This window comes from Photobacterium sp. WH77 (assembly GCF_022014395.1).
Lineage (GTDB): Bacteria > Pseudomonadota > Gammaproteobacteria > Enterobacterales > Vibrionaceae > Photobacterium > Photobacterium arenosum.
Genome location: NZ_JAKLTE010000022.1, coordinates 58,947 through 85,543, shown reverse-complemented (window position 1 = coordinate 85,543; position 26,597 = coordinate 58,947). Strand labels below are relative to the sequence as shown.

General features: G+C 49.0%; 28 protein-coding genes. 10 read left to right on the top strand and 18 right to left on the bottom strand.

What is annotated here, in order from left to right; all coding sequences use genetic code 11:
• Nucleotides 1–217, top strand: a 217-nt coding sequence (locus tag L6J37_RS18220) for a transposase (protein ID WP_442957017.1), incomplete at its 5' end; no start/stop codon positions are given.
• 69 nt (nt 218–286) lie between these two features.
• Here L6J37_RS18220 and L6J37_RS18215 read toward each other — a convergent pair.
• The 3 genes from L6J37_RS18215 to L6J37_RS18205 form a co-directional block, all read right to left on the bottom strand.
• Nucleotides 287–706: a hypothetical protein gene (locus L6J37_RS18215; protein ID WP_237796154.1), complete on the bottom strand. Its 420-nt coding sequence runs from the start codon at nt 704–706 to the stop codon at nt 287–289.
• Nucleotides 707–711: 5 nt separating this feature from the next.
• Nucleotides 712–1,224 (bottom strand): peptide deformylase, encoded by a 513-nt coding sequence (gene def / locus L6J37_RS18210; protein WP_237796153.1) that lies wholly within the window; start codon nt 1,222–1,224, stop codon nt 712–714.
• Nucleotides 1,225–1,313: 89 nt separating this feature from the next.
• Nucleotides 1,314–2,045: a response regulator gene (locus L6J37_RS18205; RefSeq protein ID WP_237796152.1), complete on the bottom strand. Its 732-nt coding sequence runs from the start codon at nt 2,043–2,045 to the stop codon at nt 1,314–1,316.
• Nucleotides 2,046–2,326: 281 nt separating this feature from the next.
• Here L6J37_RS18205 and L6J37_RS18200 point away from each other — a divergent pair, with 281 nt between their 5' ends.
• On the top strand, nt 2,327–2,851 hold the full coding sequence (locus L6J37_RS18200; protein WP_237796150.1) for a GNAT family N-acetyltransferase: 525 nt from the start codon (nt 2,327–2,329) through the stop codon (nt 2,849–2,851).
• A 55-nt stretch (nt 2,852–2,906) separates the two neighbouring features.
• Here the strand turns inward: L6J37_RS18200 and L6J37_RS18195 are convergent, their stop codons facing one another.
• Complete coding sequence (locus L6J37_RS18195) at nt 2,907–3,896, bottom strand: NADP-dependent oxidoreductase (RefSeq protein ID WP_237796148.1); 990 nt, start codon at nt 3,894–3,896, stop codon at nt 2,907–2,909.
• A gap of 105 nt (nt 3,897–4,001) precedes the next feature.
• On the opposite strand from L6J37_RS18195, the gene L6J37_RS18190 reads away from it, so the two are divergent.
• Nucleotides 4,002–4,904 (top strand): LysR family transcriptional regulator, encoded by a 903-nt coding sequence (locus L6J37_RS18190; protein WP_237796147.1) that lies wholly within the window; start codon nt 4,002–4,004, stop codon nt 4,902–4,904.
• Between the two features lie 24 nt (nt 4,905–4,928).
• Here L6J37_RS18190 and soxR read toward each other — a convergent pair whose 3' ends face one another.
• A complete protein-coding gene (gene soxR / locus L6J37_RS18185) occupies nt 4,929–5,363 on the bottom strand; it encodes a redox-sensitive transcriptional activator SoxR (protein ID WP_218386127.1) in 435 nt (144 codons plus the stop codon).
• A gap of 106 nt (nt 5,364–5,469) precedes the next feature.
• Between soxR and L6J37_RS18180 the strand changes: the two genes are divergently transcribed.
• A complete protein-coding gene (locus tag L6J37_RS18180) occupies nt 5,470–6,660 on the top strand; it encodes an MFS transporter (RefSeq protein WP_218386128.1) in 1,191 nt (396 codons plus the stop codon).
• 54 nt (nt 6,661–6,714) lie between these two features.
• Here L6J37_RS18180 and L6J37_RS18175 read toward each other — a convergent pair whose 3' ends face one another.
• Nucleotides 6,715–7,623, bottom strand: a complete 909-nt coding sequence (locus L6J37_RS18175) for a LysR family transcriptional regulator (RefSeq protein ID WP_218386129.1) — start codon at nt 7,621–7,623, stop codon at nt 6,715–6,717.
• A 141-nt stretch (nt 7,624–7,764) separates the two neighbouring features.
• On the opposite strand from L6J37_RS18175, the gene L6J37_RS18170 reads away from it, so the two are divergent.
• Together L6J37_RS18170 and L6J37_RS18165 are read left to right on the top strand one after the other, a co-directional pair.
• Nucleotides 7,765–8,874, top strand: a complete 1,110-nt coding sequence (locus tag L6J37_RS18170) for an alkene reductase (RefSeq protein ID WP_272872729.1) — start codon at nt 7,765–7,767, stop codon at nt 8,872–8,874.
• A 10-nt stretch (nt 8,875–8,884) separates the two neighbouring features.
• Nucleotides 8,885–9,904, top strand: coding sequence for a zinc-binding alcohol dehydrogenase family protein (locus L6J37_RS18165; RefSeq protein ID WP_218386130.1), 1,020 nt, complete (start codon nt 8,885–8,887; stop codon nt 9,902–9,904).
• A gap of 84 nt (nt 9,905–9,988) precedes the next feature.
• On the opposite strand, the gene L6J37_RS18160 is transcribed toward L6J37_RS18165, so the two are convergent.
• Nucleotides 9,989–11,134, bottom strand: coding sequence for an MFS transporter (locus L6J37_RS18160; RefSeq protein WP_237796146.1), 1,146 nt, complete (start codon nt 11,132–11,134; stop codon nt 9,989–9,991).
• Nucleotides 11,135–11,149: 15 nt separating this feature from the next.
• A complete protein-coding gene (locus L6J37_RS18155) occupies nt 11,150–12,709 on the bottom strand; it encodes an ABC-F family ATP-binding cassette domain-containing protein (RefSeq protein ID WP_237796145.1) in 1,560 nt (519 codons plus the stop codon).
• A 749-nt stretch (nt 12,710–13,458) separates the two neighbouring features.
• Between L6J37_RS18155 and L6J37_RS18150 the strand changes: the two genes are divergently transcribed.
• From L6J37_RS18150 to L6J37_RS18140, 3 genes are all read left to right on the top strand, one after another.
• Nucleotides 13,459–14,430 (top strand): hypothetical protein, encoded by a 972-nt coding sequence (locus tag L6J37_RS18150; RefSeq protein ID WP_237796144.1) that lies wholly within the window; start codon nt 13,459–13,461, stop codon nt 14,428–14,430.
• A 1-nt stretch (nt 14,431) separates the two neighbouring features.
• Nucleotides 14,432–14,758, top strand: coding sequence for a hypothetical protein (locus L6J37_RS18145; RefSeq protein WP_237796143.1), 327 nt, complete (start codon nt 14,432–14,434; stop codon nt 14,756–14,758).
• Between the two features lie 236 nt (nt 14,759–14,994).
• The gene (locus L6J37_RS18140; RefSeq protein WP_192016308.1) at nt 14,995–15,405 is read left to right on the top strand and encodes a VF530 family DNA-binding protein; all 411 of its coding nucleotides are present in this window, start codon (nt 14,995–14,997) and stop codon (nt 15,403–15,405) included.
• 159 nt (nt 15,406–15,564) lie between these two features.
• Here the strand turns inward: L6J37_RS18140 and L6J37_RS18135 are convergent, their stop codons facing one another.
• The 3 genes from L6J37_RS18135 to L6J37_RS18120 form a co-directional block, all read right to left on the bottom strand.
• Nucleotides 15,565–16,113, bottom strand: coding sequence for a YdeI/OmpD-associated family protein (locus L6J37_RS18135; protein WP_237796141.1), 549 nt, complete (start codon nt 16,111–16,113; stop codon nt 15,565–15,567).
• A gap of 493 nt (nt 16,114–16,606) precedes the next feature.
• Nucleotides 16,607–16,849, bottom strand: a complete 243-nt coding sequence (locus L6J37_RS18125) for a YdeI/OmpD-associated family protein (protein ID WP_237796139.1) — start codon at nt 16,847–16,849, stop codon at nt 16,607–16,609.
• 187 nt (nt 16,850–17,036) lie between these two features.
• The gene (locus L6J37_RS18120; RefSeq protein WP_330872808.1) at nt 17,037–17,312 is read right to left on the bottom strand and encodes a DUF6559 family protein; all 276 of its coding nucleotides are present in this window, start codon (nt 17,310–17,312) and stop codon (nt 17,037–17,039) included.
• 469 nt (nt 17,313–17,781) lie between these two features.
• On the opposite strand from L6J37_RS18120, the gene L6J37_RS18115 reads away from it, so the two are divergent.
• The gene (locus L6J37_RS18115) at nt 17,782–18,639 is read left to right on the top strand and encodes an NAD-dependent epimerase/dehydratase family protein (RefSeq protein WP_237796137.1); all 858 of its coding nucleotides are present in this window, start codon (nt 17,782–17,784) and stop codon (nt 18,637–18,639) included.
• 225 nt (nt 18,640–18,864) lie between these two features.
• Here the strand turns inward: L6J37_RS18115 and L6J37_RS21510 are convergent, their stop codons facing one another.
• From L6J37_RS21510 to menC, 7 genes are all read right to left on the bottom strand, one after another.
• A complete protein-coding gene (locus L6J37_RS21510) occupies nt 18,865–19,050 on the bottom strand; it encodes a DUF6559 family protein (RefSeq protein ID WP_442957018.1) in 186 nt (61 codons plus the stop codon).
• 469 nt (nt 19,051–19,519) lie between these two features.
• Nucleotides 19,520–19,957 (bottom strand): SRPBCC domain-containing protein, encoded by a 438-nt coding sequence (locus L6J37_RS18110; RefSeq protein ID WP_192016271.1) that lies wholly within the window; start codon nt 19,955–19,957, stop codon nt 19,520–19,522.
• Between the two features lie 305 nt (nt 19,958–20,262).
• Complete coding sequence (locus L6J37_RS18105; protein WP_237796136.1) at nt 20,263–20,805, bottom strand: DinB family protein; 543 nt, start codon at nt 20,803–20,805, stop codon at nt 20,263–20,265.
• 481 nt (nt 20,806–21,286) lie between these two features.
• Nucleotides 21,287–21,787 carry a GNAT family N-acetyltransferase gene (locus L6J37_RS18100; protein ID WP_237796135.1) on the bottom strand — a complete coding sequence of 167 codons (501 nt, stop codon included), beginning with the start codon at nt 21,785–21,787 and terminating at the stop codon, nt 21,287–21,289.
• A 584-nt stretch (nt 21,788–22,371) separates the two neighbouring features.
• Nucleotides 22,372–23,694 carry an anti-phage deoxyguanosine triphosphatase gene (locus tag L6J37_RS18095; protein ID WP_218386154.1) on the bottom strand — a complete coding sequence of 441 codons (1,323 nt, stop codon included), beginning with the start codon at nt 23,692–23,694 and terminating at the stop codon, nt 22,372–22,374.
• A 345-nt stretch (nt 23,695–24,039) separates the two neighbouring features.
• Nucleotides 24,040–25,548 (bottom strand): o-succinylbenzoate--CoA ligase, encoded by a 1,509-nt coding sequence (gene menE / locus L6J37_RS18090; RefSeq protein WP_237796134.1) that lies wholly within the window; start codon nt 25,546–25,548, stop codon nt 24,040–24,042.
• Nucleotides 25,536–26,558, bottom strand: coding sequence for an o-succinylbenzoate synthase (gene menC / locus L6J37_RS18085; RefSeq protein ID WP_237796133.1), 1,023 nt, complete (start codon nt 26,556–26,558; stop codon nt 25,536–25,538). The genes menE and menC overlap by 13 nt, the downstream gene beginning before the upstream one ends.
• Between the last annotated feature and the right edge of the window lie 39 nt (nt 26,559–26,597).

Sequence of the window (26,597 nt, the reverse complement as noted above, 5' to 3'; positions counted from 1 at the left end):
GGTGCTTGATGTCACGATGAATGAAGATGCTTGCCAAATCTATCGTGGCAATGCCGCCGAACTCCTGGCTGGTGTGCGTCACATGGCTCTTAACATGCTTCGATTAGAAACAAGTAAAAAGGCGAGTATCAGGCGAAAGCAGAAAATAGCTGCCATGAATATTGCCTATTTGGAGCAAGTAATATTGGCGGGAATCCAAGGTTTGGATAAAAAATGAGCATACGTGCTCTCGCCCTGCTGCCCTGACAAGTCGAATACATTACTTGTTCATTCTCTTTGAAGATACTCAGTCAAATAATATCTGAAGCGATCGACTGTCAAAATGATCATTCGCATTTTTACTCATACACCGAAGTGGCACTAGCCAGTCAAGGTCATATAACCGGGCATGTTCAAACATCATGCAAGCCTGATAATTCACGAAATAATCTTCAATATTTGCTTCAGACAAAGCCCCATAACGTTTGATGGAATCTGAAGCACAATGATTCGAAGCAGGTGATATCTCAACGGTGCACACACCTTCAGAAATATTCATACATTTCTGATATATCGGATTAGCACAGATGACTTTTCCACCATTCTTTTCTATTTTCCCTGCGACCAGTTCCAGCCAAGCATCATGGATTACAGGCTCCTCTTGCGGTTCACTCGCACAGCTTGTCAAAATACTCGCCATCAGGCTCACTCGGATGATTTTATTCATTATCTTTAGGCTGTTTTCGCCATTACCTTCACGGCTTTCTTGACTTTCTTCATCGCCATTTGTCGTTTGAGAGGTGACAGATAATCAATGAACAGATTTCCGCGCAGATGGTCAATTTCGTGCTGCATCACAATTGCCAGAAAATCATCACGCTCAATCGTTACTGAATTGCCCTGACGATCAAGCGCTGTAACAACCACAGACTGATAACGTTCAACATCAGCGTAATACTCCGGCACCGACAGGCAGCCTTCCTGCCCCATGGCTTTATCTTCACCGCTCACCACGACCGGATTAATCAGCACTAAGGGTTGATCTCGGGTTTCTGAGATATCAATCACCACCACAGCTTCACGACGACCAACCTGAGTCGCCGCCAGGCCAATGCCATTAGAGGTGGCGTACAGAGTCTCCAGCATGTCATCCACCAGTGTCTGAACAGAAGCAACATCAGTCACAGGAATGGCCTGCTCTTTTAAGCGGGGATCCGGGGCGGTGAGAATGTCTAATCGTGCCATAGTGTTTCAATTACCTTAACGTTAACTTCAATCAGATTCAGCATACTCTGATACTTTGCTGTTCATCCGCGTTATCTTACTGGTTTTATTTAATTTTCATAGGTCACTGGCGCGGTAAAAATATAACCGTTACCCCGCATGGTTTTGATGTATTTAGGATGTTTACCGCTGTCGCCCAGCCGCTGTCTTAACCGGCTGAGCTGAACATCTATCCCCCGTTCAAACGGCAGCGCTTCGCGGCCCCGGGTAGCATTGGAAATGGTGTCCCGGTCCAGCACTTCATTGGGACGGGATAAAAATAACATCAGCAAACTGAAATCGCCGCCCGTCAGTTCATAGTCCTGTTCTGTCTGAAGGTCATATAGTCGGTGAGACAAAGTCTCCAGACGCCAGTGTCCAAACCGGATAGCGCGCGGTAATGCCGTTGGCTGTACCAACTCCTCCGCGGCCACAGGGCGGGTTCGACGCAGCAGCGCCTTAATGCGTGCCAGCAACTGACGCGGACTGAATGGCTTAGCGATATAGTCATCAGCGCCGATCTCCAGCCCCAGAATCTGATCCATTTCATCGGAAGCGGCTGTCAGCATCATAATCGGTACTTCCGATGATTTCCGTACAAACTGACACAATGTAAAGCCGTCGTCCCCCGGCATCATCACATCCAGCAGGATGACATCGGGCGTATGCGCTTCAAGCTGTTTCTTCATGGCAACGCCATCTTCTGCGGTTATCACCTCATAGCCGGATTTAACCAGATACTCCTGCAATAACTCGCGGATTTCGACATCGTCATCCACAACCAGAATGGTCTTTGTCGACATGGTGGTGTTCTCTTTCTGTTCGTACACGTCATTATCGTTATCATTATTTACTGATAGCTTTCATAAAGCGCTTTGATCATCGCTTCATTTATCCCTGAAAGTACTTCAGCCGCCAGCAGTGTTATTCATTACCGGGATGAAATCACGGTGCAGGCAACAAAAATTTGAGGCAGATAAGGTTTTATCGCCCTGTTACAGGTGAAATTTTGCTGCCAGCTTCCCCTGATACGCCATTCATGCATAATACTTTTAAAGCAGTATGTTAAGAGAAAAAGTCCCTTATGCTAACCATTGATTACGCCACGCTTGATGATCATTCCGCTATTACCGAACTGCATGTTCGCAACTGGCAGGCTGTGTATTGCAACGACTTGTCAGAACAATATCTGATGCACGATATCCATCAAGACAGATTTCAGACCTGGTACTCGCGATTGACTCAGCCCATGAGCCAGCGGCATATTCTTGTTGCGAAACAAAACGGGAAAATGTGTGGCTTTATCTGCATAGAGCTGGATGCCCATCCTGAGTTAGGCACGCTGGTCGATAGCCTGCACGTTAACCCTGAAATAAAAGGACAGGGCATTGGCAAGCAGCTTCTCGCGACGGCAAAAAAGATTATGGCCGAGCACGCTCAGTCAGACAGCCTGTATCTGGAAGTGCTGGCGTCCAATCTGCCGGCCATAGGTTTTTATCAGCGGATGGGGGGAACAGAGTATTGTGCGCAAACCTGGCAGGCACCGGACGGTACAGTGGTTGATGAATATGTCTACCATTGGCCCGGAAACGATCAAATGAAATTCTAATCGCAGACACTGCCATACAGCACGGCCGTTTCCATCGATACGGCCGTGAAAGCGTTTAAAGCTCGACGATCAACTTACCTTTATTCTCACCGGAGAACAGCAGGTTAATCCCTTCAATGGCACTATCCAGACCCTGCAGGGTATGAGCACGATACTGCAGCTTGCCGGCCATCATCAACTCTGCCAGTTTTTGACCGTATTCCGCAAACCGATGGAAATGGTCCGGCATGGTAAAGCCCTGAATCATCAGTCGTTTACGCACAATATTCATCCAGTTCGGACCAGGTTGCGGTGTCGCGGTGTTGTAATCGGCGATCATGCCGCAGACAGCCACACGACCATGGGCGTTCATGCGTTGATAAATGTGCTGCTGTGCAACACCGCCGGTATTTTCAAAGAATAAGTCAATGCCGTTGGGGGCGGTGGTTGCCAGCTTGGCAGCAAAATCCTCATCGTGATAGTTGATTGCGGCATCAAAACCCAGTGTCTCTGTCAGCCAGTGGCATTTTTCATCGCTGCCAGCCACACCGATGACTGTCACGCCTTCCAGCTTCGCTAACTGGCCAACCATAGATCCCACTGAACCTGCTGCGCCAGTCACTACCAGTGTCTGTCCCGCCTGCGGTTTCAACACTTCATACAAGCCGTGATAGGCCGTCACGCCCGGCAGCGCAACCACAGAGAGCAGAGCTTCCTGCGGCACACTGGTCGGCACTGGCGACAAACCGCCTTTGGCAACAAAATATTCCGTCCAGCCCATCATACCCATCACACGGGTTCCCACCGGAAAATCCGGGTGGCGGGATTCCACCACATCACCGATGCCGCTTGAGCGCATCACTTCTCCCAGCTCCACAGGCGGAATATAACTTTCACGATCAGCACTCATCCAGCCGCGCATGGCCGGGTCCAGTGACATATGGGTTTGCTTGACCAGAAACTCGCCCTCAGCGATTTCCGGCACTGGCTTAGACACTTTTTCAAAAATATCTGACGTGATGGTGATGTCTGGGCGTTTTTTCAGAAGAATGGCACTGTAATTCATGATCTTGTTCCTGTCGTTGTCTTGAGGCACACTCTAACTCTTGCTGAAAATGAAAATAAGACCGCAAATTAAAGAAACACTTTTGCGTGAAATGGGAAAATAAACATGGATAAACTCAAAGCCATGGAAGTGTTCGTCACCACATTACAGTGTGGCAGCATTTCCAGCGCCGCAAAGCAATTACGTCTTCCCGTTTCCAGCGCCTCGCGGCAGCTGAGCTGGCTTGAAGCGCAGCTCGGCACTGAGCTCATCAAACGCAGTACGCGGACCATCAACCTGACTGAAGTAGGCAAAGCCTACCTGACACAATGTCAGCAGGTCCTTGAGCAAATTCGTCAGGCGGAGGAGCTGGTGAACACCTATCAGCAAACCCCGTCGGGCATTTTGACCATCAGTTGTATGAGCCACTACTTTGACAGTCAGGTACTGCCGCATCTGAGTGAATTCGAGACGCTGTATCCTGATATCAAACTTGATATCGATGTGTCAGACCGCCTGACCGATCTGTCGAAAGCCGAAATTGATATCGCTATTCGTGGCGGATATCTGCCGGATGAACGTATTCACGCACGCTGGTTATGCGATAACACGCCACATCTGTGCGCGACACCTCAGTACATTGAGCGATATGGCCTGCCAACTGATCATACTGAACTGCACGCTCACCATCTTGCTTACTATCGGAGTCCAAAGCACATTTTAAAGTGGGGGATCGTCAGAGAAGGGCAATGGCTGCCTCTGGAACTGGAGCCGTATGTTGTAACCAATTCCGGCCGCTATATTCGTGAGCTGATGATGGCAGGAAAAGTGATGGCGCTGCTGCCAGACTGGTCAACCTTCGAAGACCGGGGCGAAGGCAAACTCATCAAGGTCGACCTTCCTGCACCGGTCTGCCTGTCTGCCGAGCGCCTGGGGCTATATCTGCTGTATTACACGCCCCGCTATCAGGTGCCGAAAATCAGGGCAGCGGTCGATTTTTTCAGCCAGAAACTGGCGCGCGTCCTGTAACCTTAACCACTAAGCCACAATGTTTCAGCGCGGATGTTCAAGCAGCACCGCGCCATGACCCTCATCTGCCAGCGTATCATCGGGGTTACGAAGCTGACACCGGTTCAGTGACAGACAGCCACAACCGATACAATCGCCCAGCGAATCCCTGAGTTTTTGTAATTTGATTATTCGTTCATCAAGCTGATGCCGCCATAAGTTCGCCATTGCCTGCCATTCTTTCTGTGTCGGTGCGTGATCCAACGGCAGATGAGACAGCGCTTCGCCGATTTCCTCCAGCGACATTCCCAGCTGCTGCGCGGTTTTAATCACCGCAATCCGGCGCAGCACACTGCGATCATATCGGCGCTGATTACCTGCGTTGCGCCAGCTCTGAATCAGTCCTTTCTGCTCGTAAAAATGTAACGCAGACACTTTTACATTGGAGCGTTCAGCGACCTGTCCGACTGTCATTTCCATCGCCAATCCTTACATGCTGATATTTTGTATTTTATTCTTGACCTCAAGTTTACTTGAGGTTTTAAGCTCTGCCCATCACTTAACAATAAAGAATAAGGAAACACGGATGTCACGCACTGCAACTTATCTCACCGGGCGCTTTTTTGACGGTATTTCATCCGGGATGTTCATGCTGGCACTGCCTTGGATCATGCTGAATCAGGGCGACATGGGAGTCTTCGTGGCGGCTGTCTCGCTCACTTGCACTGCCTTGTCGTTTATCGCCACCCCTTTCACCGCCACGCTGATTGACAGACATTCTCGCAAAGCCATTCTGATAGTCATCCAGGTTATTCAGTCGCTGACCGCACTGTCTGTACTGATCGCCTTCCGGTTTCAGGCCGATTCCATCTGGTTGCTGGCACTGGCGCAACTGATTTTCTGGCTGACCAACGATGTCGCCTGGAGCACCAATAATGCCTTCACTCAGGAAAACTATGACAAGGCAGACTACGCCAGAGTGACGGGTCAGCAGGAAGTCGTCATACAACTGACCACACTGAGTGCCGGGGCGGCGGGCATAGTGCTGCTGACATCCTGGTCGATGAGCGAGTTCGCCTTGCTGGCAACGCTGGCCTCTGGCATTGCCGCGCTGAGCTACTGGCTGACACCGTATCGCCGCCGGCTGTCATCCAGTCAACCTCAGGCGTTTTTCAGACAGTTGGCAGAGAGCAGAACCATCTTTACCCGCCAGCCCGCTTTCTACCTGTTTCTGGCGTTATCCTGCCTGACCTACCCTATGCTCACCTATCTGGCGAAACTGGTACCTGTGTATTTCTCTGAGCACAACATCAGTGGCAGTTGGTTTGCGTCCTGGTCGCTGAGCTATGGCATCGGCGCCTTGCTTACCGGCCTGCTGGTAACGCGTTTGCTGGCACGCATCAGCCATGAAAAAGCCATGATGTACTCCGTGATAATCATGGGGAGCCTGCTGATTATCATGGCCGTCTGGTTAACGCCGGTTGTACTGGTCTCTCTCACCGTGATCCTGGGCTTTTTCAACGCCTTAAACCGTATCGCCCGCACCAATAAGCTCAACCACGAAGTTAATGTGCATGAGCGCGGGCGGATAGAAGGCGGTCTGAAATTATTCTCGACCCTGAGCCAGAGCCTGAGTTATGTCTTGATTGCGGCATTAAGCTACCTGCAGATCACCGAAATGGGTTTTGTCATTATGGGCGTTATAGTGCTGGCCGCAGGCCTGCTGATGCAGATGCTCTACCGGCAAGGTTGCCATGTGCAGGTTTCTGTTGCCTGAGGACAAGACAATCACTGTGGCGACTTCCCTGAAGCGTACGCTAGGGAAGTCTTTTCATTTTTCCATCCAGTCCATCAGAAACTGCGAAAAGGCGTTAACTTGCCTTGGCTGAAATTTCCGACCGGGATAAACAAGCTGTAACGCCACTGAATCGGTATCACTGAGACTCAATCCTCTGACCTGATCATCAAACAGCACCTGTAGCCGGCCGTCCAGCACATCCTGCCGAACATCCCACCAGGACTTCATCGTGATACCATAGCCTTCCACAGCCCATTGACGTACCAAGGCTCCATCGGTACAAATCATCGCCGGTTCAACTTCCACCGTTATGGGGCCATTATCAGTGACAAAGTGCCACTCATTCATAATCTGTCCGGCCCACTCCATCACTAAACATCTGTGATGAAGCAGATCATTGGGGTGCTCCGGGTGCCCCGCTTTCGCCAGGTAAGCCGGCGATGCACACACCACACGGCGATTTTGTACTAACGACTTTGCAATCAGGTTGCTGTCAGGCAAGTTGCCCAGCCGGATGGCAATATCTATGCCTTCATCCACCAGTTTTACCATGCCATCGGTCAGATACAGATGCGGCGCAACCTTAGGATGGGCCTCTGAAAACGCCGCCAATGCCGGCGCCACATATTGCCTGCCAAAATCGGATGGCGCAGTAATACGCAAGGAACCTGACAGTTCCGCCTCACATTGCGTTAATACCGCTTCAGCGGCTTCCACTTCTTCCACGACTCTCAGACAAGCCTCGTAAAATCGATAGCCCGCTTCAGTCATTGAAATATGCCGGGTATTTCTGTTCAGCAAACGGGTTTGATATCTGTGTTCCAGCTGATTCATCCTGGCGGTCATACTGGCAGGCGACAACCCCAGCTTACGCCCTGCAGCCGCCAGTCCACCTGATTTCACCACCTGAACAAACAAGGCCATGTCGTCTGTTTTTGCCATATTATTCAGCTTTTATGAAGTATGTTTTCGTATTTACGCTAATTATAAATATTTTCCGAATCAATACACTGTAAATGTCTTATGACTGAACCCAATACTCGTACATCATTCTGATGAATGTACGATGACCCACGGAGATTCATGATGTCAGATTCACTACTGTTCACACCACATCAACTTGGTGCTGCTGTGCTTCCCAACCGGATTGCAATGGCCCCAATGACACGATCCCGCACTACCCAACCCGGTGATATTCCCAATCGTCTGATGGCTGAATACTATGCCCAGCGTGCCAGTGCGGGTTTGATTATCACTGAAGCCACACAAATTTCACCGCAGGGTAAAGGTTATTCTTTCACACCCGGTATCTTTTCCTTTGAACAAATACAGGGCTGGCGCCTTATCACGCAGGCCGTCCATGCTAAAGGCGGTAAAATTTATTCACAGCTCTGGCATGTCGGCCGGATGTCACATCCGTCATTTCACGACGACGGCCAACCTGTTGCACCTTCAGCCATTGCACCTGACGCACAAGTCTGGGTGGTTGATGAAGACGGCGTAGGCAGCATGCAGGACTGCCCTGTTCCCCGAGCGCTGGAGCATCATGAGATCCAGGCTATCATTGAAGACTATCGTCAGGCAGCAATCAATGCCATCGAAGCCGGCTTCGACGGGGTGGAAATTCATGCTGCAAATGGCTATTTAATCGACCAGTTCCTGCGCAGTACATCCAACCATCGAACCGATGAGTATGGCGGTTCAATTGAAAATCGCATCCGTTTTGCTATTGAGATTGTTGAAGCGGTCTGCAAGGCGGTTGGTGCCGAAAATGTCGGGATCCGGCTTGCGCCTTTCATTACTCAGCGGGGCATGAATGATCCTTCAGTAACAGAAGCCATTTTAGAAGCGACCAAACACTTCCAGCGGCTCGGCATTGCCTATATTCACCTGGCCGAAGCAGACTGGGATGACGCGCCTCAGGTGTCACCTCAGTTCCGGACAGCGTTGAGAGAGATGTTTACAGGCAGCATCATGGTGGCAGGTAACTATACTCATGCAACGGCTCACCAGTTACTGCAGGCTGGCCTGGTCGATATGGTTGCTTTCGGCCGCCCGTTCCTGGCCAACCCCGATCTGCCCTACCGCTTGCAGCATCAATTACCGCTGAATGTCATTTCCGATCCCACCACCCTGTTTGGCGGAAATGAAACCGGCTACACCGATTATCCTTATTACAACCAACACGCTTGAGGAACCCCCAATGAAAGCTGTCGCACTGACCCATTATTTACCTGTATCAAACCCGGACAGCCTGATGGATGTCGAACTCTCAGCACCGGCTGTATCAGGCAAGGATATTCTGGTGAGGGTGGAAGCCGTCTCGGTCAATCCGGTTGATACCAAAGTAAGAGCCCCCAAAGACAAAATTGAACCACAGCCTCGTGTTCTGGGCTGGGACGCTGCAGGGACGGTCGTCGCTGTCGGTGAAGACGTCACCCTGTTTTCCGTTGGTGACGAGGTATTCTATGCTGGCGATATCACTCGCCCCGGCACCAACAGCGAATACCAGCTTGTTGATGAACGCATTGTCGGAAAAAAACCGCAATCACTGTCGATGGCGGAAGCGGCCGCACTCCCTCTGACCAGTATCACCGCTTGGGAAGGATTATTTGACCGGCTCAATATCAACCCCAAAGGCACACAGGATCAGCAAAGCCTGCTGATCATTGGTGGTGCTGGCGGTGTCGGTTCTGTAGCAATTCAACTGGCCAGCCAGATTTCAGGGCTGACGGTAATCGCAACGGCATCACGGGAAAACACCCAGCACTGGTGCCATAAGATGGGCGCCGATCACACCATCAATCACAGGCAGGATATGGCGGCACAACTGGCTGAACTCGGCTTCCCGGCAGTGGACTACATCTTCTGCCTCAATGACACAGCCGGCCACTGGGCAACCATGACGCAAGTCATCAAACCCCAGGGCATGATTTGCAGTATTGTCGAAAGTGATATGCCATTGGATATGGAACCGTTAAAAAGCAAAAGTGCCGGTTTCGTCTGGGAATTCATGTTTACCCGCTCCATGTATCAAACCCATGATATGGCCGAGCAGGGTAATTTGCTCAATCAGATCAGCAAGCAGATTGATGCCGATACCCTGCAATCCACCATGAAGGAGCACCTGACACCGATCAACGCTGAGAACCTGCGCCAAGCCCATGCCATAGTAGAGCAAGGAACAATGATAGGAAAAATTGTCCTGTCCGGATGGGCGTAATTCCCTAGTCCCCGATCATCCCTGCCCCGCATAATGATGACTGTGCGGGGCAGGGAATCACATGACTTTACGCCTCTCTCCGGCTCATTCACTATGCTTGATTTTGACTGGTTGCAGGACGATGATCGCTATCCCAAACAGCGCAATTGCCAGCAACGCCATACTGTATTGCCCGGTGCTATACGCAGCACCAGCAATACCAGACCAGATCGCCACGCCCAAATGCATCATCGTCATAGCCAGTGACATCAGAACACCGCGATGTACCACTGACAGCTCCGAGATATAGCTTTGCAACGCCGGAGAACCAACGCCACCAGCCAAAGCCCAAAGCAACAACAACGGAATAAGCGCGATCAGATTTTCCGCCGGCGAAAGATAAAACCAGACACTGACAACCACACAGACACTCAGCGCTATGCGCATTGTCTGACGTCCACTTTCCAGCCGTCCGGTCACACGAGGCATAAGCACATTGCCTATGACACTGATCACACCAAGCACAGCATACACAATGCCGACGCTCCACATGGATAGACCCTGCGTATCGCGCAAATGCTGACCTACCAGATTAAACAATCCAATTCCGCCCCCCAAACCAAAGCACATCGCTAACAAGGCACCTGCGGCGCCGGGGATCGACCAGACATTAACAGAAACGTCTTCGTTCCCCGTCGCCGGTTGCTCAGCCCGGTGTGGCTGTCTGACTGATACAAACGCCAGCGAAACAGCCACAAGCCAGGCACAGACTCCCAACACGACAAACGCGGCCCGCCAAGTCAATGTTTCAGCCAGTACCGCGCCAAGTGCCGGACTGGCAATCATTCCCAGAGTCAGACCCGACTGTACCCAGGCAATCTTCTTCATGGCATCTTCCCCTCCTGAGTCTGCAGCAAGCGCAAAGGCAATAGGCAACATCCCGGCGCTGGCCAGTCCCGTGACAACACGCGTCACAACTCCAGCTTCAAACGTCTCCACCAGCCCAGTCGCAACAGAAGCCAGACCAAACAGAACAGACGCCGGAATCATCACAGCTAAGCGTCCGCGACGGTCAGAGTATGCACCGAGTAAAGGCGCTATTACGGCTAACGCCACACTATAAGCGGTAATAAATAAAGTGATGCGTTCTGGCGGAACCCCCAGATCATTACCGATAGGGGCCAGTATTGGCCCCAACATCAATTCATCGGCGCCAACCAGAAATGCAATAAAAAACAAAACAAACTTCATCTTACTGTTCTCACCTTAAGCCAGTGCTGCTTTTTCAATTTTACCGGCAGGTTGAATATCAACCACCCGGTCCGGCCATCCAGCGACAAAATCCCGCTCGTGCGACACCATGATGACAGTCCCGCTAAAGTCGATCAGCGCTTGCTTCAGCGCCGCTTTCACCGTGGCATCCAGATGGGTGGTCGGCTCATCCAGCACCAGCAGATTTACCGGCTGCAATGCTAAACGACACAGCTTCACTTTGGTCTGTTCTCCTCCGCTGAGCGAGCCGACAGGCTGCAAGGCCAGCTTGCCGGACAGGCCGAAGCGCGCCAAATGCTGCCTGGCCGCTTTGTCATCCAGTCCGGGACAAACTGACTTCACCAGATTCACGGGCGTGGCATCCTGAAACGGCCAGTGCAGTTCCTGCTCAAAGTAGCCCAGCTTGAGCCCTTGTGATAATTCCAACTGACCAGACATCGCTGCCAGCTCGCCCACCAGGGTTTTCAGCAGGGTGGACTTTCCGATGCCATTGAATCCGGCAATCACGACTTTTTCACCGCGCTGCAGGCTCAGATTCATCGGAGGCAGCAAAGAGCGGGTATAGCCGATTTCCAGCCCGGTAGCCGCCAGCACAGTCTGGGCACTCAGTGCCGCAGCCCGGAACGAAAACGACACCGCTTTTTCTGACTCCGGCGCTGCCATGCGCTCAATCCGCGCCAGCTGTTTCTTGCGGCCATTAGCAATGCTCGCATTGACGCCAGCGCCGTTTTTGGCAATGAACTGCTCCAGCTTATCAATGTGCTTTTTCTGGGCCTGATACTGCTTGGCATGAGCCGCATCGTCGCTGGCTTTCTGCGCCATCGCTTTCTCAACATTACCCTTGTATTTGCGGATTTGTTGTCTGTCGATATCGCAGATGCCGGTCGCAATCCGGTTCAGAAAAGCCTTATCGTGTGACACCACCATGAAGGCGCCTGTAAAGCCAGTCAGATAATCAGCCAGCCAGTCGACATGCACGGTATCAAGGTAGTTGGTCGGTTCATCCAGCAACAGCACATCCGGCGATACCAACAGCAGGGTTGCCAGCATCACTTTGTGGCGCTGACCACCACTCAAAGCGCCGAGCGGCGTTGTCATGCCGAACTGGGTAATCCCCAACCCTTCAGCCACCGCCTCTATTTTGTGATCAGTGACATAAAAGGACTGGCTTTCCAGCATCGCCTGAATCGTTGCGGCACGGGTCAGAAAACTGTCGCGGGCACTTTTCTCCGGGCAGGCGTAAATGGCCATCATTTCAGCTTCCAGTGTGTACAAATCGGCAAATGCCGATTGCAGGTAACCACGTACCGTCAACTGGGGATCCAATTCTGCATGCTGATCCAGATAGCCGACCAGCACGGCGGGCTGCCAGAGAATGTCACCGCTGTCGGGCAGCAACTCGGATTGCAGCAATTTCAGCAGGGTACTCTTCCCCACCCCATTCTTGCCAGTCACCCCGATATGCTCGCCGGGAAACAGAGTGAAACCGGCCTGCTGATACAGGGTTTTATCGCCGATGTGGTAAGTCAGATTTTGAATTGTGAGTAAACTCATTGTATTACATCCATAAAAAAACGAGGGGCGGTATAAGGCATACCGGCCCCTCGCTTCAAGCAATCTTGAAACTAGCTACTGACTGATTCTCGGTCAGAAACTAAAAGGCCGACGATGAAGGTCATCGTCGGCCTGTACTCTGCATTCATCAGATACAGACAACTCCCCTGAAGGATCAGGGAATGACGGCTATATCTGATGAAGATTCAGAAGACATTCAGCTCCGAGCAACACTTCATCGTGTTAATGCGCGGAGCACAGTCGCCTGACAAAATTCTTGAATAGGATGTAAAACATTGCAGAGTGGTCCAAAAACATAATTCGGTCGCAAAATACGCAATTTTCAATCATGAGTCAACCGCATCGACTATCGTATGCAGTCATATCGCACATCGGCAGCAAGGTATCAATTGACACCCCTCAGCCAAAAATCGCGGCCAATAGCGCAATCACGACAGCCATAACCAGTACGGTTTTCACCAGCAAACCGATATTACCACTGCCGCCATCAGGCGGCTGATTACAACATCCCACTGTTACCTCCAAAGTCACAATCATTGCAGCACACAACAGGCAGACTAAAGCTTCCCCCCAGTGGAAGGTAAAGCGAAACTGTTACCCGCTGCACATTTCCCTTCGCCCGAACCCTAATTGGCGGGAATACTCAACCAATAGCATTTATGTTATGCATATACGTTTTTATATTGTCATTGGAATTTCATATGCCCGTCCGAGCTAGCGCTGCAAGAGTGAGTATCATCACTGCTGGCCTGCTTTTTCTTTCTGCCTGCAGCCAGAATACCAGTAATGATGTTGGTTTGTATGCGCAAGCCAGTAATCTGCTCACCAGCCAGCTGGGCGACATGATGCAGGAAACCAAAACCTTACAGACAAAACGGGCCACCAACACACTGGCGCTGGAACTGGAACGCCCCAGCACTCTGCTGACCTCCGACCGGATGACGCAACAGGCAAAAACCTATGCCGATATTACTCAACAACAGTTCGCGCTATACGCCCTGAACCGTTCCCTGCAAGACTACAGCCAGGCCCTCAGCGAACTGGCAGACGCCAAATACCGCAGCGACATTGACTTTGCCGCTGCCAAACTAAGCGGTTCGCTGATCTCAGCAAACAAACAGTATCTTGCCCTGACCAATACCCCCCTGCTGGATGCCAGCGATGACACCTTCCACATACTGTCATCTGCCATCGCAGGGATAGGCGCCACGGTAGCAGAATCTCAGCGGCGCAAAGCCCTGAAAGATATCATTATCAGGGCCGACCCGACCATCAGCACTATCTGCGATACCATCAGCCAGCGCCTGTCCTCCGGCAGACTGTACGCCGCCCTGCTGTCGGAACGCCGGGATATGCTCAGTACCGATATCCGTCGCTTCAACATCATGAAAACACAGGGAAAGCTCAGCCATGAGGCAGTGATCGCGCAAATTGAAAGCCTGACTCAGCGCTCAGTGGATATCGCCTCCACAGCGCTGATCTTCAAGCAACTAGCCAAAGCTACGCAGACACTGAAAGAGAAGCACCACGCGATTTCCGAACTGGTCGCTAACAACGAGTTCAGCGGTAAAGCCTTCATCCGTATTGCAGGCGAGCTCAGCGAAACCGGCCGACATTATTCATCACTGAACACTCTGCTGGGTAGCTGCGAAACCGGCTTTGCGCTCAGAGATGATCAACTTGTTTGCGAGGAGGGGTGAGATGATCGACAAGCCATTGGGCAACTACCTGGCTGAAGCTATCAATGAGCTGCGCAAGGTGAAAGAAATCACGCTGGATTATGATCAGGCGCTGCAATTACAGCAAGACATCAACCTGCTGTTGACCCAACTCAGCGAAGCACTGGCATTACCCGATCTGGGCGTTGCGCGTACCCAAAGTGCGGTGACGAACCTTATCACCCTGACGTCGCTGGCCAAAAAGGCCAAACACGATTCCAGCAAGATTGCCGATGTTATTTACACCACCTCTAAAGTGGTGCGTGTGGTTGAAAAAGTGCTGAAAGGCACTGGTGAAGCGCTGCTGTAAAAACGAGTGGCTAAGACAGCTTGTTGCGAGTTGGCACTGGAAAAGGTTTGCTCCATCCTTGCTATTAATAGCGATAATAATAGGGAAGCAAGGCCGAGTCTGCTAGAATCCCGTGCCCTCAACCTTCATGGCACAGCTTACTCATTCGTGCCGCTCTGGTATTAAATTGAAGCGTTGAGCGAATACCACCCAATCCAACCAGCCCCGGTACGTGAAAAACTCAGGAACGCGTTATGATGACAGATGAAGAAAGAATTGAACTACAAAAAAATAATCCATTGCACGGTCTTAAGTTAGAAACCTTACTGCAAGAGCTGGTCGATTTTTACGGATGGGACATTCTGGATACAGCAATGCGGTTTAACTGTTTTCACGTCAACCCCTCGATTGCCAGCAGTGTGAAATATCTAAATAAAACAGACTGGGCAAGAGAGAAACTGGAAAACTTTTACCTGTACCGCTTTAAGCGTATGCCTCGCGCAACGAGCGAAGAGTATGAATTACCGCCACGCGCCCGCCCTTTCCCACATGGCCTGAAGCCTAAAGAGCCAATGGCACTGACGGTTGAATCCATTTTGAAGTCGCAAGCCAAAGCCGCATCAGCCCATAAAGAGCGCTCATCACGGGGTCGTCACTTCCGCCGTTAACGCACAGCTTCTCGGTCAATCAAATAGCAACGTATCAGGCATGGATGCCTGTGTTAGGTAAACCATCTCATTTACACTGTAAAACGTGCCAAATCTGGTTCTGATTTGTGTATCGCACTTAAAAACCAGTGCTGCCTCGACACGTTACATGCCGTTTTTCTACTCTTCAGCCTGTGGCGCACTGAACGCTTTGCTGTAGAAACCTGACGGGTCAAAGCAACACACTCTCTTCTTCCCCGAAGCAAGCATGTCGCATGCGTCATGAATGCGTTTCACGCGGGTCTTGGCCTGCTTGGCCGAAACTATCCAGTGAATCCAGTCTACACGGGCAATGGTCGTCGTCGCATCCCATGTGGCTCGCGCCTCAGGTGCCGCCTCCAGCGCTTGAGCCAGATCCTCCGGCACGTCCGGTTCAGGTTCCTCCCCGGCGAAAATCTCGAAATGTGCCGTGTCACCAATACTGGCACCTGAAGCCGCCAGCAGAGCCCGGTCGATACGCAGCCAATGGCTTTTCTTGCCATCCGGTTCAAGCAAAACAGTGAAACTGTTACCGTTTAAGGTGCCTGAAACAGTGATACGACCACGCCTTGGCAACGTTGCGCTTACCTCCTGAGGCAACACAACAAAAGCCCACTCACTGTCCCCGCCCAAGTCCCTGGGGCGAAGCAATTGCGCGTCGAATTCAACACAGCTGTTTTCTGTTTCCATGATTTGATGACCTCCCTATGAAACTTTCCCTGAACGAACGACATAGTATTTTAGCAGACAGTTATGCTGGGGGGAGTGAGTTTAGCCTCCAGCCCCATTGAATCACTTTGTATGTCGCGCTTAAAACCAGCGCCTTGTCCAACATTCTACGTTGCGCGCCAGACACTCTTTGCTGGCTCAAAGAGTGCCCAGAAAAGCCTTTGATTTTGCTGATGTTGTCCGGGCCGGTTGTAGGCGCTCCTTGCGCCGACAACCTAAAAATACATCCATGTATTTTTCCCTGGGATTGTGGCTGACTATCCTGTTGATGACACTCAGCCTGTCGATACGGCAATTGCATGTGCCAACCAAGCTCAGCATCGTCGGAAAACAAAAGCGATGCATGATGAATACATCAATGCTTGAGGCTGTATTAAGTGCTGGTTTTTGTCAGGTGATGAAAAACTAAGCACTCATGCGGTCGCCCTGGACATGAACACTCAACAGTCTTCGGTCATTTTGCATACAAGTCAACGTTGTCATCCAGATGAAAACGGGTTGTGTCGCGGATCGTAAAGTTCTTGGGCAGACACTTAACGAAAAACAACGTCATCAATTTGTCTTGAACGTGACTGTCCTTGTCATTCCCGACCTTCGCCTGTTTAGCTGAAACTATCCAGCATATCCAGTTAGTCTCATCCCATGTGGCTCGCGCCTCTGATGCAGCCTCCAGCGCTTGAGCCAGATCAATCGGCACTGCTATTTTCTTTCTCCATGATTCGGTGATCGCCCAGTGAAAACCACCACTAAATCAGTGGCATATTGTTGTAGCGGCCAATTATTCGGGTTGTTTATTTGTTGTAATTAAATCAGGTGCTTCTGATCGTTTACAGGCGCTCCCGGCGTCAACAACCTAAGCTTACATCCATCTTTACCCCCGATATTTAGTCGCCACCACCGCCACCGCTATCTCCACCAGAAAAACCTCCAGCATCAATACCCCCACCAGAATCTGATGAGGCCGAAGTTATGTCACTGACGCTGAAATCTGAGCTGCCATTAAAGTAGATATCTCCTATCTCACAACGCATCGCATCATAATCGCAATTTTCGCCGATTTCTTGATGAAACTGATCGAAGTCTTTCCTGTTTGAAAACATAGCAATACCGTAACATGCATACACCACAGATAGGCCAGGGCGCGAGCATACTTCGTTTATTTCTTGTTCAAGTGGTAAACGAGCTTAAAATCTAGGCCAATTTTACGAAAATTGCCGAGAAGATAAAAACTTTTAGTTCAAAAAATACACGAAGTGTTTGTTATATGAATGAAAAAGTTAGTATGCTCTCACCCTGCACCTCAGACACACTCAAAAAAACGCAAGTAGACAGCCCTGCTGCCGCTTTTCGCCGGAGTTTATTTGCCGCTTTATTGAACCCCAAAGGATTACTCTTCTTTGGCGCATTTCTGCCGCAGTTTCTTGACGCGATTTCCAGTTCAACTAAAGACAGGTGATGGAAAAGTGACATATAAAGAAACCGAGTAAATTTTTCCTTATTAGATCATTACATTATTTGGTAAATCAATAGCTTTAACAAAGTGCGATCCCGCCCTGATAATTCTATGCTATCATAGTATATATTTCGTATCTTTAAGCGAAATTTATGCAATAATCAAAAGGAAACAGAATGAAACAAACAGTATTGATAACCGGAGCCAATAGTTTTGTTGCCAGACATTTAATTTCAAAATTGGAAAGCAATTACACGATTAAATTATTAACAAGAATGCCTCGTGCTTCAAATGAATACGAATGGAATCTAGAAAACTGGACGATAAACGAAAAAGCATTGGATGATGTAGATTATATCGTTCATCTTTCTGGGTCAAAACTCAATGACGGAACACCGCTCACTCCCGAAAGACAACAACTGGTACGTGAGACAAGAATTGGAGCGGCAGATTTTCTGCGGAAAAAATTAAAAGAACGCAATCAAAAACTGACGGGCTTTGTATCGGCATCGGCTATTGGTTACTATGGCTATACCGACAAAACAATGGAAATCGACGAGAACGGAGAACCAGGCACGGACTTTGATGCACAATTATGTATCGATTGGGAAGCTGCCGCAGATGAATTTAAAACTGATGGTATGGCTGGCCACGTTTCTAAAATAAGAGTATCGTTGGTGCTTGGGAAAGATGGTGGTATTTTTCCAATTTTTGAAAGTGCGGTAAGTGCGAATCCGCAACTGGCTTTGCAATCAAGCCCAGATGCATTTCCGTGGAACCACGTGGACGACATGGCGGGCATTTTTGCCTTTGCGGTGCAACATAATTTAGATGGTGTCTATAATTCTGTGGCACCACAACCGGCTTCTTCGCAGGATATATATAAAGCCATTGCCAATACAAAAGCTGGCAAAAATCACGCTATCGATTCTTTTCATGGGCAACATTTGGTGTCTCATAAAATCGTCAATGCGGGGTATGAATTCAAATACCCTAACATTGAACAAGCGGTTAAAAATATTCTGCAAAAATAAATATCATCATAAAAAAGGAAATATGCATGGAATTTATAAAAATTGAAAAAACTTTTTCACCGCATAATTTTACGTGGGTTGGCGATGCCTGTTACAAGACATCAATAGTGCAGGGCGAGAGCACACTTTGTAAAAACGTTAACAAATGCCTATCATGCAAACATTCAGTATTTTTTGGCTTAATTTCTATAGGCATTAAAACGTAAAGTGCATATATAAGCGTAATTACCGATTCGGTTTAATAAAGTATGCTCCTACCCTGACAGATAGGTAGCCTCTCTCGATCGTACTTTTAACCTGTTTTGGGGTATATCTTTTTGATTTCCTGTAATCCCTTTTAAGCATACTTGGAAGTTTCTTTATATATGATTTGATTGCTCTTCTTTTTTTAAATTTTCGAATTAATTCCATTCTCGATATCCTTAATGGTATTTAACACCGACACGACAAGGATGTCAGTGATGTAATAAAATTCCATTAGTAAAGCCACATACGAACAGTTTCCTGAAGCATGATCACCTAAAGATACACCATGAATGCTTGCATCAGAAGTTAAGATATCGTGCTTAATTACCATTTCATCTGATTTTTCAATAGCCGAAAGCCTACCGATATCTTTGGGAGAAAAGCATTTCCCCATTCTTCAAAAGCGTGATTCCGCCTGCTTTTCTGTCATTGTTCTTGTTCGTCATAAAGTCCGTATTTATTAATAACAGTAATAACAATTTACGACCCTGATCGTGTAATTCTTCTCCGCACTAAATATGTTGCTTCTATCTCTGAGTTTTCACGCTCAACCCGGCGGTTTTCTTAATATATCGGCACAGTCTTGTTCAACATCCAGATAACATGTCGGCTACGCAACACATAGCCTTATTTGTCAATTCGAGACTTCTCTTAGCACAGTTGTTAGACGATCAATATTTTGCTCATTTGCTAAACCTGCCCTTTTTTTTACAGCGTGCGCTGTTTCAGCGTTGTCAAAAACTTGCTCCCAAGTTAAGCGCGTACCATCACCTTCTGGAGTCAGGCTAACAGTAAGCTTGAAATTTGGAGGGCAATCATGATGAATCACAATTTTAGTATCAGGCACAAGTTCTTTGAAGAAACTGTCATTGAGATAATCTGCTCCATCAGGGCTATGCATTACGAATTTCCAGCGCCCCCCTGCAGTAAACTCAAAAACCTCGAATGTATTGGTGAAGCCATCAGGCCCCCACCACAACGCTAATAACTCTGCCGATGCAAATGCGCTATATACTTCCTTGGGTGTGAAAGGCAAGTTTCTTGAGGTTCGCAGCATTCTGTCATCAGTCATGATCATGGCTCCAAAACAAGTGAGATTAGTAATGCAGAATGAATAATATAGACTCCCCTCTTCAGGTTTGCCACACCTTGAAAGTCTGATTACATAATAGCTGGAGACTACCAAGGCAAGGTACTAATCCACAAAAAATAGCACTCTCAACAATCCTCGGCCCTTCTGCAGATGTGCCAACGTTATTATCTGGATTGAAGCTGGTTGTCGCTCGCTAAGTAAAGCTCTTGGACAGATACTTGACGAAAAAACAACGTCATCAATTTCGCTTTTAAAGTGATAGTTCTTACGCCAACTGCAACCGGTTAAACACAAGCTTCCTCAGGAATCAGCGCCAAGAGGTCTGTCACACCAATATCTTCACCGGCCTGAGAAAGCAAAGCAGATACTTGCCCCCGATGATGGGTTTGATGATTAAAGAAGTGAAGAACCAGACTTGAAAACCGTTTGTTAGCAGAAATGCCTTTGGTATTGTGATAACTAAGTAAGAGATCCAAATCTGTCCCAGTGAGTTCATCTACCCAACAGACAATCTGACAATCCAACCAAGATCTTTGTTCGGATAAAGCAGTGAAATCTTCAAAAAGTATCTGATCCAAGCTACTCGGGTTGGGAAGATTGACGACCTCACGTAAAGAGGACATGCAGGACGGATGCGAGGAAAATCGCTTGAGCCAAATAATATCGCCCACAAGAATGTGATTCAAAGTACCGAAAACAGAGCCAAAAAATGCGCCACGATCCTTGGTCAGCTCTTTTTTATCTAAACGACTCGCAGCCTCGTAAACCTTTGTGTTCATGCTTTGGTTGTAGGCGGCCAGCAATGTAAAGTGTTCTTTAAGGCTCATCTGTATTTCTCCTTGTACATTATGAATCGCATGAACTCCTCTTATCAGGCTTTGCCACACTGTGTCAGCCTGATGACGACATCGCCGAAGGCCACCATGTCAAAATCTGTCTATGGCATCAATTTAGCCAAGCATTAATTCAGTTTCCACGGCGAGGATCATCAAGGCAAAGTGCTGACCCACAAAACAATAACGCGATAAAAACTCCTTGAGACGTTTGCTGCCTGGCTTGGAAGAATTGCCAAAAAAGGCAACCGATATCTGTGGACAATGCATTTCATGGCGCACGAGCTGTGATCGTCAGTGAACAGACCGAATGTAACACGGCAGTCCCTTTCATTACCTGACGCGATTGCTGACAACCGGGAGAGTCCATGTAGCCGCGTTAAGTAGTGAGCAACGCTGCCACCTGACCTAAACCATTGTTCCGAAAATACTAATGTCGATTCAAACCAAAAATACCAAACGTTGCGAATCTGCCTTAAACTCGCTTGGTCATCAGTAGATCGATGATTGTTGTTCCTTCAAACTCTTCAGACATACAACCATCTGAGAACTGGAAACCATGTTTAGAGTAAAACTGAATTGCCGTTTCGTTAGTGTCGAGCACATATAGGTGAATAGCCTTCATTCCCTGAGCTTGAGATTCTTCTTCTAGATGGTTCATAAACCTGCTTCCTAGCCTTTGCCCATAGACACTGGGACATAGGTAGAGCTTACTAAGTTCTATAGTTTCTGAGTTCTCAGGATGGATACGATAAGACATAAAACCAACAACTACCTCACCACACTCAGCAACAACTACTTTCTCGGCATTGGTACATATTGTTTTCTGCCACTCCTCTACACGAGACGAAAGAGTATAACCGTTAATATAATTATCTGGCATTAATCCATCAAAAGCTGCTTTCCACGAACTAACATGGATTTTCGCTATTTGCTGAACATCTGCTTGTACTGCGTTTCTTAGATTAATTTCCACTGATTCTTCCTTGAAGCCTAAGGAATGACATGCTCCCTCATCAGGCTCTGCCACACTCGGTAAGTCTGACTACGGAATTACCGGAGACCACCATGTCAAAACCTGTCTATGGCATTGATTTGATTTAGCCAAACACAGTTTCAGTATCCACAGAGAAGCTCATCAAGGCAAGGTGTTGATGCACAAAACCATTTTACGACAGTCAGTGCCAGGAAGCAGGGCAGTTTGTATATAGCGCTTAAAGCCAGCGCCTTCTCAGCATTATGCTTTGTGCGCCAGACACTCTATGCTGACTCAGAGAGTGCCCAGAAATACCTGTTAAATTCTTTGGTGCTGTCCGGCCGGTTGTAGGCGCTCCTTGCACCGACAACCTAAAAATACATCCCTGTATTTTTCCCTGGGATTGTGACTGACTATCCTGTTGATGACGCTCAGCCTGTCGATATGGCAGTTACCTGTGCCAACCAAACCACAGAAAGCAACCGAGCGCTCAACCAGGCTATTTCCTTAATAATGCCACTGCGGGCTTGTCCAACATCCGGATAAGTGTCGCTGCGCGACACTTATCCTTATTTGTTACATACTTAAACTAAAGGAGCAAATATTGAACCTTGTTCTGGAGTAAAGAGTCTTTGGTACAATTTACATGCTTCTGTATCCGTCATAGATGAAATATAGTCAGCAATAACACGGTCAATGTTTGCATCTTCTACTATTTTTTCTTGAACAATTGTTGGTAAAAGTGCATACGGCTTCGATTTGAGAGCAACAAATAAATCGGAAATGACTTTTTGCCCTTTAAACTCGAGTGTTTGAACACTAGGCTGAGATATAACCTGTTCATAAACAAAGTCTTTAAATGAACCAAGAATTTCCTTACGTTCATTATCCATTATGCATTGAAAATCTAATAATGGACTTTCAAACTTATCTTGCTTACTAATGGTCGTTCCACGAACCAACACATTTATAATACTGCTGATAGCAGCCTTAGTATCTTCTAACCTACCTGAAGATAATTTAGCTGAAAGATAGTTTTTGTTCGTTGAACTCCAAGGCTTGGTAACTATTAAAGATAATTCTTCAAGCTCATGACTTAGTTTTTCGCACACCTCATCTCGATGTAACAGGCGCATAACTAAAGCATCCTCAAGGTCGTGAATACCGTAAGCAATATCATCCGCACATTCCATAATACTCGTATCAAATGATTTAAACTGAGATTTAAATTTACCTTTCACTTCAGTTACAGAAGTAAATAGTTCCTTGTCTCGATCAGATAAAGGACTTAAGACCCAATCTAACGCATCTTTTTCCGTGTCATGAATACATTTTGGAGGAGACCATTTGCTAATATCTGCGGCAGATGATAATTCAGGCCTAGGATACTGATGCTTCAACTGGCTATGAAGCACCGGATATTTAATAACACCTAACAACGCCCTGCGCGTAAGATTATAGCCAAATTCGCTAGAATACTCTCCCAACTTACTTAGTATTCTGAAGGTTTGTCCATTTCCCTCGAAACCTCCGTCATTATGTAAAAAATAATTAAGTGTTCGTTCTCCATTATGACCAAAAGCAGGATGACCCAAGTCATGCGCTAAACAAATCGTTTCGATCAATGGAATAGGAGCTACCCAGTCTTTGCTTGAGCAACCTCTTTGATTTGCAATAAAGTTAAGACGATGAGTGATAGAGTTACCTACCTGAGCGACTTCCATTGAATGGGTTAATCGGGTCCTAAAAAAATCGCTTTCTCCGACACCATGTACCTGAGTTTTTGATTGTAGTCGACGGAATGCTACTGAATTAATAATTCGACTTTGATCGATTCTGTATAAATATTCATGCCCAGTGTCTGAACTACGCTTTCTGTCACTTTGACGTTGAACCCATTGTTCCATGCGAACCTCTCATTTATATGCAACTGTAAACCATTAATTATATGATTATGAGCAACACTGCATAGAGATCTAGTTCAAAACTATTACTTGTTATGAAATCAGTATCAAACTAATTAATGGACTGTGAAAGTTCATAATTACCTCAACAAAACCCAGCTTAATCCACTGATTTATATTAACTATTTTTACTTAATTATATAGATCCATCAGTAAGTGATACGACTCACTGCCCTGTATCTTGCGTAAACACCTTATACGACCCAATTGATATTCTGGGTTTTTATCGCGCTTAATGATCTACCCTGAAGTTCAGCGTCGCAGGTGCTGGTGAAAAAGCGACAGCGGTCACTTAACATTTTCAGGGGCGTTCATGAGCTGGTATTCATTTTGATTGTCAGAAAACCACTCTCTCATGGCCTTTCGCGATAGTTTGATGCCGGTTTGTGGCTGTTGTGGCATGGGGAAGAACGCATCGGGGATTTTGAAGCGGGTGAGTTTATCTGCCAGCCAGAGAGGCAGCTGCAGGGCTGACAGATCGCTGGCGCTGTCGATCAGGGCAACCGGGCGGGCGCCATATTCGGCGCTGTGAACAGGGATCACCAAACTTTGCCTGATGTCGGGATGACGGTTAAGCACGGCTTCAATTTCTTCGCAGTGGATGTTCTCGCCGCCGGAAATAAACTGGTTATCGGCACGGCCTGTGATGCGGAGTTCACCGTCGACCCACTGACCGACATCTTTGCTATCAAACCAGCCCTGTTCATCCACCAGCGGAATAAGCAGGCCCTGATAATAGTAACCGCTCGCTAAGGTATCACCGGCGATATAAATCCGCTTGTTTCTCAACTGAACCTGACGGTTTGGCAACACACGCCCGGCGCTTGCGATGCCGTCTGTCGGTTTGGCCGTCACCGTCGATGCCGCTTCTGTCATGCCATAACCCAGCCAGGTTTCAATACCACTGTCTCTGGCCTGCTGACACAGCGGCAAAGGCACATCACTGCCGCCCAGTAACACATGGCTGAGCTGCAGTGGCTGGCGGTGATCCAGCAGTCGCTTGAGCTGCGTGGCTACCAGCGACGCATGGGTCGCCCCCTGAATGTCCTGTTCCAGTTGACCGCTGCCGATTTTCAGGCAGGCACCGGCGCTGAGCCAGCGGTACAGAATCGACAGACCGGAAACGTGATATATGGGCAGACTGAGCAGCCAGCAATCGTGCTGCTGAAACGACAAAACCGCCAGCAGACCACGGGCCGAGGCCAGATGCTGCTCCTGCGTATGGGCGACCGCTTTGGGCACGCCGGACGAGCCCGAGGTAAAGACAATCGAGGCTATTTTTTCTGTGTCACGTTGTTCTGTATCGCGTTGTTCTGCATCTCGTCGTCCTGCATCGCGGCGGGCAAGGCACGACGCCGAAGAAGCAACCGGCGCTTGCAGGTTCAGTATCTGGCAGTCTGTGAATAAGCGCTGCCTGTCCTGTTCTGAAAAACCGCTGATGGCTGAGTCACTGCTCCACACAAACTGTCGCTGCCCCTCGCCATACAACACACGCAGATTTTCCTGAATTAGCTGGTAGGGCTGCGGCATCGTCAGGGCTGTGATCGCGCCCAGCTGGATGCAAGCCAGATGGAGCATCACCACATCCGGCGAGTTGTTGCTGACCACAGTCACCACATCACCTTCGCTCACCCCCTGAGCGGTGAGCACTCGTGCCAGCCGGTGAATTCGCTCAACCAGTGCTTGCCAGGTGTACTCACTCTTTGCCGTCACAAGCGCAATAGCTTCAGGCCGGGTGCTGGCCCAGGTGTGCCAGAGGCAAGGCTGACAGAGGTTGTCCGCCTTCATGAGTGCCATACCCGTGTCTGTTGTTGTAATGGCTTAACCGGCAGAGTGCTGCCCGGCCAGGTAAGTTCAAGCTGGCTGCGAAACAGGCTGAGGGTATCTAAGCCCGGTACACTGCCGGGCAGCAGCCAGCAAGACAGGCGGGCAAGCTGGGTTAATCCCAGGCTGGATTCCAGACTGGCACTGATCACCGCCTTTGTCCCGGTTTGTTGTGCCTGACGGATCAGGGCGATGCAGCGCTGCACAGAGCCGATCAGGGTGGGCTTGATGACAAGGGTGTTGGCACCGCTCAGGCTATCCAGCCGGAAATCCGTATCCAAAGTGAAGCCAGGTTGCCTGACGGCAGCTTGCAAGGTTTCATCCCACGCCAGCGCGAGGCCGGTTTCTTTGCTGAAAGTCAGGCTGTCGGCCGGTCGCTGACAAGGCTCTTCAATAAAGGCAATCCGCGAAGCATGGTCAGGCGCAAGATGGCGGGCGAACTCACGCGCCTGCGGCAGCGACCAGGCACAGTTGGCGTCCAGCCGCAGCATCAGCGACGGGTGCGCTTTCAGCAAGGCACTGACATTAACGGCATCCTGTTGCGGCGAACCACGGCCCAGTTTGAGTTTGGCAAGTCGACAATCCGCTGGCACGCTGAGGTTTGCGGCAGCGCCTTCCGCCCCGGCGTTCACTGACTCATGGCTCAGCAAGGGCACCGTCTGGTATCTAGCAGTGATCGGTAGTTCGCCTTGCAGTTCCAATGCCGCCATCGACAGTCCGAATGCCACAGACGGCCACCGGGCACAGGCCATGATGTCCTGTCCGGCCACCCAGCGTTTGAGCGCGTGGAGGCTCTGTTGTCCGGCCTGATCGGCACATTCCACACTGAAGCCTGGCAAGGGCGCGATTTCCCCGCGCCCGATGCGCGCGCCCTCCCTCAGCTCGGCGATGTAGCCGATACGCTCGGTTAACCGCCTGCCCCGCAGGATCACCCCAGTGTCCATTGGCAACCGGTAACGATACAGACTGGCTGAACGCGTCATCCTGTTCACACCTTGTTTCTATGTACGGTTCTGTGTTGA